Source organism: Pseudomonas sp. D47 (assembly GCF_045447305.1).
Lineage (GTDB): Bacteria > Pseudomonadota > Gammaproteobacteria > Pseudomonadales > Pseudomonadaceae > Aquipseudomonas.
The window spans coordinates 1-7,154 of record NZ_JBJGXU010000116.1 but is presented as its reverse complement, the minus strand read 5'-3'; the positions used below and the strand labels follow the sequence as shown (position 1 = coordinate 7,154).

Genomic DNA, 7,154 nt, shown 5'->3' with positions numbered 1-7,154 from the left:
GCCTAGCCGGAGGTGCGGTCATTTTTTTGGTCATGCTTTTAGGCATGAGACCAGAGACCGTTCAGTTGCCTAGCGGGGTCTCGGTAACATTAATTGATGCGCAGGCAACGCCCCTGAAAGTTGCTATGGCTGTGCATCGCATTTACAGATCCGCCCTAGATGGAGTCCTAAACGAACATACTATTGCGGGATCGATTGTGCCCGCACAGGCGGCAGTGGATGACATTGCCGCGAGAGGTACGCAGATCTATCAAGGCACTGATTTGGCTCGTCTGATACACGACTACAACGCCAGCTGTGCGCCGAGCCGGGCGGAACTTGGAGGGGCTGAGCATTCGACTAAAATTGAGGCGATGCATGCTGTGGGATTGCTCGGCGGCGGCGGGTTGGGTATCCCAGATGAACAAATTAGTCTAATCGCTCAAGCTAAGGCGGCTGGCGGCGGCATCACTACCTATATGACCGGATCTGCGGAGGAAAACGGTGGGTGGCTCAACTACCTTCTAGGAGGAGGCGCCGCCCGAAAAGGTCTTGAGAAAGCTGTAGACCTCGGTTCGGTTCAATCGCGTCGTGAGGCTGGAATAGCCGCATTGGGCAGCGCAGGGCCTTTTATGGGGGGGCGTTATGCCCTGCCTACCAAAGTCCATTGGCAAGCACTATTCACCGGGCAGCCGGACTCAACACCTTCGTATTTGCCCATAACATTGGTCCCGGGTCAGAAGTCTCAGGTTATTGGATCTGATGATCATGCCATGATGTTTGAGCCCACCAGTTGCTTAGAAGCCTACAAAATCGCTCAGATTGGGGCTGAGCAGGCCTACTTGGCTTTAAAAGAAGCAGGAGGAACAATCGCCGGAGGTCAGCGGGTGAGTGCTGAGGTGGGTGCCGTTAGTACGGCGGTGGCGTGGCAGCGCTTCATGACACGATCATTGGAGAAAACTACCGGCCTCTCGCCGGAGGGTGCTGAAGTCGGAGCTGGCATTCTGGCTAGTGTTCAAATGTTCAAAGATTGGTCTGGTTGGCTCGACCTTCAAACCTTACTGCCGGGATACGTTCTGTTATCAGCATGGCTGTTCTGGATCGTATTACTTGCTGCACCGTTGGCACTGCTGATGGCTCCGCTGAGAGGCGTTGAAGTATTGATCAGTTGGCTCTCCCTCCTATTTTTTCCCGTGATTGCGATGCTCTTTGCGCACGCACTAATTGTGGCTGTATCCCTTGTTATGGCCGCTGTTGCCATCGGTCAAGCTGCCGCTGCAAGTGGTTGGTCTGGATCTGGTGCCGACTTCGATGCGGTGCGCGGCTTTATGGGTGCAATCGCAGCCATTCTGCTGGCTATTACAACCTGGATTGCATCGAGTCTGACTGGCGTTTCTGTAGGAGGTCTCGCCGGCAGCCTGACGGGTGCTATGGCCACGGCCAGCGGTGTCGGTGGGTTTGTTACGCGTGCAGTGGGAACCGTTATGGCGATTAGTCGGCTGGGCGCTTTAGGTGCTGCTGGTGGAAAGGGCAGAGGCCCGGATGGCCGCTCTGGTGGTGGGACTCCCCCACGACCACCAAGTCCGACAGGGTCTAGTTCGGCGCCACATGCTCGTCCCGCGCGAGATCCCAATGCTTCGGCCAGCGTGGCAAGTGTCTATTGGCCTACGTCCCCGACGACAGACAAATCTTTTGGAGCGCGTCGTTCCTCTCTAAATCCACCCCAGAAGGTTCCGCCGAAGCGCTGACGTTTAGTGTGGGAGCTAGGTCTGAGGGGATGCGCTTGATTAGTGCACCGCAACGCTGGTTCACCTATCTAATTGGGAGCGTTGATTTTTGATCAAGAGGGATAGGCATGTGATGCTGTGTGTCGGTTCCCGACATCCTCAGCATCACCAGCTCACTCGACCGGTGAGCCTATTGCCCTCACTGATAATAACGGCTGAGTTCTCATTCTCTCCACTGGCAGCCATGATTATTTCCAATCTTCGGAAAAAATCAGTATGCCTTCAAAAATCCTATAAAAATCACTGAGAAACCACCCAGGTTCTCAGTGATTGCTTTTAAAAGCTGCTTGAAACAATTGCGCGACCACTGAGTTACGTAGGGGATCACAATGGACATACAGTCAGGCCACTGCGCTCCGCCGGGGAAACCCTGCTCGCCATTAACAAACACGCAAAAACCACTGAGAAATCACCACGGTTCATAGTGGTGTCCATTACTTTCCTTTGGATGCCGTTATCCCTCCTAGCTATTCCTACGCGAAGCGCTCAGTTCCCATTAGGAGAACTGACGATTTTTCAGTCACCGCGCCATGACATTGGAAGTTTCAGGTTAGCGTCGTCTCTCCAACACAAATTGACGGCGCGTATATGAGGCGAACATTCGTAACAATTGTCTGTGTAGGGGGCGGGTTCTGGATCGGTTCAAATCGCTGGTTGCCGCTGTGGAGCATTGTTGCATTGGCAATTTTGGGGAGCGTTTTGTGGAGCTGTGCGGTATGGCTGGAGCATCGGGAGGGGGCGGACCATGATGAGCGCTGATCTAGATTAGCTAATGCTCGTCAGCCGTCTCTGTCCGGAGCTGGTCTGGTCGGCATCCTCGGCGAGGCCTGTGATCGTTGCGAGTGATGGAACAGTGTTGCGGCTGTACTGGATGTCAATGTCACTGTGGCTGGACCCATTTCGCGCTGAATTGTTTATTGGCGAGCTCAATAGTAGGCTGAAGGCAGTGATGGCAAAATGATGCCGCTGGACGGCTTGCTTTTGGCTACTATTGCCATCAGCCACTTACACGACGCTAGGAAACAGCGTCATTGATAGAACGAAAAGGATGTTATGTGCACTTTTTTCAAGCTAGTGGCAATTGCTGTTGCCGGTTCAATTCTTGCCGCCTGTGGCGGTGAAGACTTCACGGGGGCTTATCGGTTTAAAGACTCAAACATCCAGAGAACAATGGTTCTCAACGTACATGGCAATGACGCGGAAATCTTTGGAGACGATGGGAAAGGCCGTATCAAGCCTCTCGCTAAACTAAAGGTTTCGGTAAAAGATGAAAAACTTCTTCTTGATGATGTAAACGGCTCTACGCGCCTGGCCATGAAGCGTAACGTCGATGAGCAAAGCCTTGACTGTCTTAACTGCAAGGTGGTTGGCCTGAGGAAGGACGATCTGGTTTGGAAATATGACCCTAAAGGGCCATATGACGTAGAGCAACTGCTTAAGGATCAGGCTCTCAAGGATCAGGAAGCATTGAATGTCCAGCTAGAAAAAATGCAGCAGAAGGCCTTGGAGCAAGGTCGACGTGATGCAGAAGTCCCGAAGCTGACGCCGTATGAAGGCGATTGGGTCTATCAACGCACCACGAAAAATGACCCGTTGAGCATCATGACAATCTGGCGCAAAACTCAGATAAAAAGCTGGGCGTTCAACTTTGAGAACATGGATTATCGTCTGGGACACGAGGTTCCAGGGTTCGAAGTCACGGACGCTGGCTTGAAGATCGGCGATGGCTCCAAAGCTCACTTGTACACGCTCAGTACGGACAAAAAAATATTGACCTGCATGGACTGTGCGAAGCCTGAGCGTTGGGCCAAGGCTGACCCTAAGAAGGACCTCAGTGACCGTAATTACGCCCGTCAGATGGCGGGTAACCCGTAACACGGTAGTAGCAACAGCCAGCCTGCGACCGTCGAATGGCGAAGAATCCACGCCGGTTGTCGCCTAATCAATCTAAACTAAGGATCCTGCTCACTACTTGGATAGCGCTCTATATAGGGTCGCTCTATGAACACCCAAGAGGCGTGCAGCCTCTGCCACCGGTCGTTGGTTTTCGGCAATCAGTTGTCGCGCATGGCTGACCTGTTCCGGTGTTAATACCGGTTTAGGGCCAAACCGAACGCCGCGAGCCTTGGCTGCAGCTCTCCCGGCACTGGTGCGCTCACTAATTAGTGATCGCTCAAAGTCAGCGATCCCCGCGAAGATCGTTAACACCATACGTCCTGCTGGTGAGGTTGTATCGGCCCAAGGCTCTCCAAGTGAGCGCAGCCCGGCTTCGATGGCTTTGAGCCGCTCTGCAATATGGAGCAGGTCTGTAGTTGACCGAGCCAAGCGATCTAATCGAGTTACGATCAAAACGTCACCTGGCCGCAGATGATCAAGCAGTCGATTCAGCTCTGGGCGGTCTCGCTTAGCCCCACTGGCCTTCTCTTCGAAAACCCGCTGACAACCGTTTTGTCCCAGGATAAGTCGCTGTTGCTCCAGATCCTGAGCTTGCGTCGAAACTCTGGCGTATCCAATTAGCTGTCCAGTGGTTTGCATTTAGCACCTGTCGCGTAACTTGTCGCAGGTAAATTACCATTTGCGACAGACTTATGCGACAGACCAGAGCTAGAAGGTCAAGGGAGCTGATGCGTGTCGCATAAATTAGGAGTTGTGCGACTGTTGTGGGGTGAAGTTACAGACATCTATCGTTCATTTGGCTACATTCAGAGATGTGGAGATGGAGGAACCGTATGCTGGATAAAATGTGTGATGGTACATGGGCAATATATTGTGATGAGTGCGGAGCCTATGTTTCGGACTTTCCGGATAAAGATGATGAGGCCGAGGAGGAGGTCATTTGCCGGGACTGCTTAGACAAAGATGAGGATGAAGAGCACTTGATTGCGGTAGATGACTGGCGTCAGAAGGCTGCTCACGCTCTGGAGGAGGCTTATGGGCCTTGCCCGTACGGACAGAAAGCGCTGTTCAAGTGGATTGGTGATGAGGTCATGCGTTTGAAGGCTCGTGGTGTACCTGGCGGTGAGGCTGCCACAATGGAGCTGGGATTGAGTTATTGGCAGTGGCTTGGTGATGAATCTGGTGGGCCAATTTAACTAATGTCGATGGGTGTCAGACGACAAATCCTTTAAGTAGCAAACCGGTAGTCTGATCCTGTCCGGGTTTACCCTAAACGCCAATTATGCAAAGCATTCTATACGGGCCTGAGGGGGCTCTGGTGGTCAGATTTGAAGGCAGGCGCTGCTTCTTACGCACCACCGGGTCCAGCTTGCTGCTCGGCGATGTAACTCACAATTAATGCATCCTTCGATCCGCGCTCCTTGTGATAACCAACCACATTGGCCAACGTCTACCGCAGCACCCTCATCAAAATCGGGTCAGAGGATTTAGTCCACCACTAGAGATAGTGGACCCTGTTGCGCAGGGAGTGCCCAATTCCCTACCCTCCTTCACGCATTCTTAACTGGTTTTCCAGCTTTTTTCATGTGCGCGAAAATGAGGTTTTTAACGCGAACTCAATGCGTTAACCTCGCAGCAGTCCCAGTCAGCGGCTGTTTAAGCCGCTAAAGGTCCCTCTAAGGAAGTAACCATGGCATCAGATAAAAAGCAGGCCAAACGGGCTAAGCGCGCCAAAGCGAAAGCCAAGCAGGCACGGACAGTTCGCAATGGCTCACCTCAGGGCGAGTATGTGGAAACGGTCGAGGTCGCCGAGGGAATGGTCAGCTTACTCGTGCGGATGGCAGAAGCCGAGGCAATTAGCCAAGTCGAAATGCTTACAACCTTGATCAGTGACTCGGGCATGTCCAAAGCGGAAACATTAGACGACGAAGTCGATATGCAGATCGTGCTTCTCAAGGTGTACGGAAGAAAGATCGAAGGAAGGACAGAGGATTGGATGGAAGACGCTGGATTCCTTGACGCCTATGCACAAGCTGCACGCAGGCTCGGCCGGGAAGAACTCATCGAGGCTTGGCATGACGCTCACGACTTTTAATAGTTAGTCGCTGGAAAAGCGGACCTGCCGGGACCTGTGCAGATGCGGCGCTACACGTCATGGGGCCGTGGAGGCTACCGCAAAAAATACGTGCGGTCGGCGTTGCCGAGTGTCGGCGCGGAAAGACTAGCTTTTCACGGTGAGAAATCATGGTGGGTAATTGCACTCCACCTGACCACCGATTTGCCCACTCATTTGCATTCGACTTGACCAGTCGTTTGCATCGGATTTGACCAGCACGGTCTGGACTCGACCGGGCGACAACCCGCATCGGCTGAGTAGGCTGAAGAGTGCGTAACGCTGCAATAGGTCCACGCTCCGCTTCAGGCGTCTGGTTTCCTCGCTTGGAGCCGCTCATACTGGCGTCCCGAAAAATGCGTAGGCGAGGTCAATGAAAACAGTTCTAGGGATGGCACTGATAGTAATGCTGGTCGCGGCGATCTTTACGGCGCTCGGCCTCGCCGAAAATAACTACATGCTGGGTTTTGGCCTGTTTCTGGCCGTGCTCTCAGGCTTAGTCACCATCGCCTTAGCCGCCACGGCGAAGATCCAAGCTGTGCGCGCGATCTTTGTGCCCACACCCGCGGTCGTAGAGAACAAGTCGTTCTCCTTCAGCAACACCACGGCAATACAGAATTACCCTAGCGACGAGCACCGAGAATTGGCTTCGCTACGCCAGGACCTAAGAGCGCTCCAAGATAAGCATGATAGCGCCGCATTTGAGCTTGCCACGCTGAAAACGCATATGCGCCTATGCTTCGATAACATTCGCTACCACGAGGAAATTACACTTCCCTACGCGCTGGCAGGTCAGGTCGGCACATTGATCGTTGCAACGATGCTGACGTTAGTCGGAACCGCGTTGTGTGCGTTCCCCGATTGCGCATACATGCTAGCCAAGGCCGTTAACGCACTGTTCTTTACGGGCTGGCAGCACGTCGGTCATTGACTTGCAGGCTGAACGCCAACCCTTGCCAAGCTGAAATCACTCATTTACTCAGGAGAAAATTCAACAGAAAACGTGTGCCCTTCCTCTCCGGGAATGAAGGCAAGGGAAAGTTTTGAAAGCTCGATAATTTGCATGTCTGAGCCATCAGGTTTCCATGATGCCTTGAAAACCCCCTCATTTGAAAACTCTAGGGTTTGATAAGCCCGATCACCATCACGAACCGTATCTCCTACATGATTGAGCAAAAAGTGTGGAGACATGCTCGTGCTCCAGCCCGTGAAAATGTAATCAGATTGAAGATAAGCCGACATGGACAGGTCGAGAGCAGGCTGAGCAGCCTTTTCAATGAGCAAAACAGCAGCGTCGTGAGCATCAACGAGGGTCTTACGAAGAGCCATGTTCTCGTGTTTCAGCTCGTCTAGCTGAGTCTGCAAATGCCGAATCCGAC

The 7,154-nt window shown here is 52.9% G+C and carries 7 protein-coding genes; 5 read left to right on the top strand and 2 right to left on the bottom strand.

What is annotated here, in order from left to right; all coding sequences use genetic code 11:
• Positions 1–1,727, top strand: a 1,727-nt coding sequence (locus tag ACI77I_RS31400) for a hypothetical protein (RefSeq protein ID WP_407000064.1), incomplete at its 5' end; no start/stop codon positions are given.
• A gap of 1,092 nt (positions 1,728–2,819) precedes the next feature.
• Entirely contained in the window at positions 2,820–3,641 is an 822-nt protein-coding gene (locus ACI77I_RS31395) for a hypothetical protein (RefSeq protein WP_407000062.1), read from the top strand.
• A gap of 93 nt (positions 3,642–3,734) precedes the next feature.
• Here the strand turns inward: ACI77I_RS31395 and ACI77I_RS31390 are convergent, their stop codons facing one another.
• Positions 3,735–4,301: a recombinase family protein gene (locus ACI77I_RS31390; protein WP_406994412.1), complete on the bottom strand. Its 567-nt coding sequence runs from the start codon at positions 4,299–4,301 to the stop codon at positions 3,735–3,737.
• 194 nt (positions 4,302–4,495) lie between these two features.
• On the opposite strand from ACI77I_RS31390, the gene ACI77I_RS31385 reads away from it, so the two are divergent.
• The 3 genes from ACI77I_RS31385 to ACI77I_RS31375 all read left to right on the top strand — a co-directional run bounded on the left by ACI77I_RS31385 (position 4,496) and on the right by ACI77I_RS31375 (position 6,706).
• Positions 4,496–4,858, top strand: coding sequence for a hypothetical protein (locus tag ACI77I_RS31385; protein WP_406994413.1), 363 nt, complete (start codon positions 4,496–4,498; stop codon positions 4,856–4,858).
• A gap of 494 nt (positions 4,859–5,352) precedes the next feature.
• Positions 5,353–5,757 (top strand): hypothetical protein, encoded by a 405-nt coding sequence (locus tag ACI77I_RS31380; RefSeq protein ID WP_406994414.1) that lies wholly within the window; start codon positions 5,353–5,355, stop codon positions 5,755–5,757.
• A 391-nt stretch (positions 5,758–6,148) separates the two neighbouring features.
• Entirely contained in the window at positions 6,149–6,706 is a 558-nt protein-coding gene (locus tag ACI77I_RS31375; protein ID WP_406994416.1) for a hypothetical protein, read from the top strand.
• A 44-nt stretch (positions 6,707–6,750) separates the two neighbouring features.
• Here the strand turns inward: ACI77I_RS31375 and ACI77I_RS31370 are convergent.
• On the bottom strand, positions 6,751–7,154 hold a 404-nt coding region (locus ACI77I_RS31370), incomplete at its 5' end, for a hypothetical protein (RefSeq protein WP_407000060.1).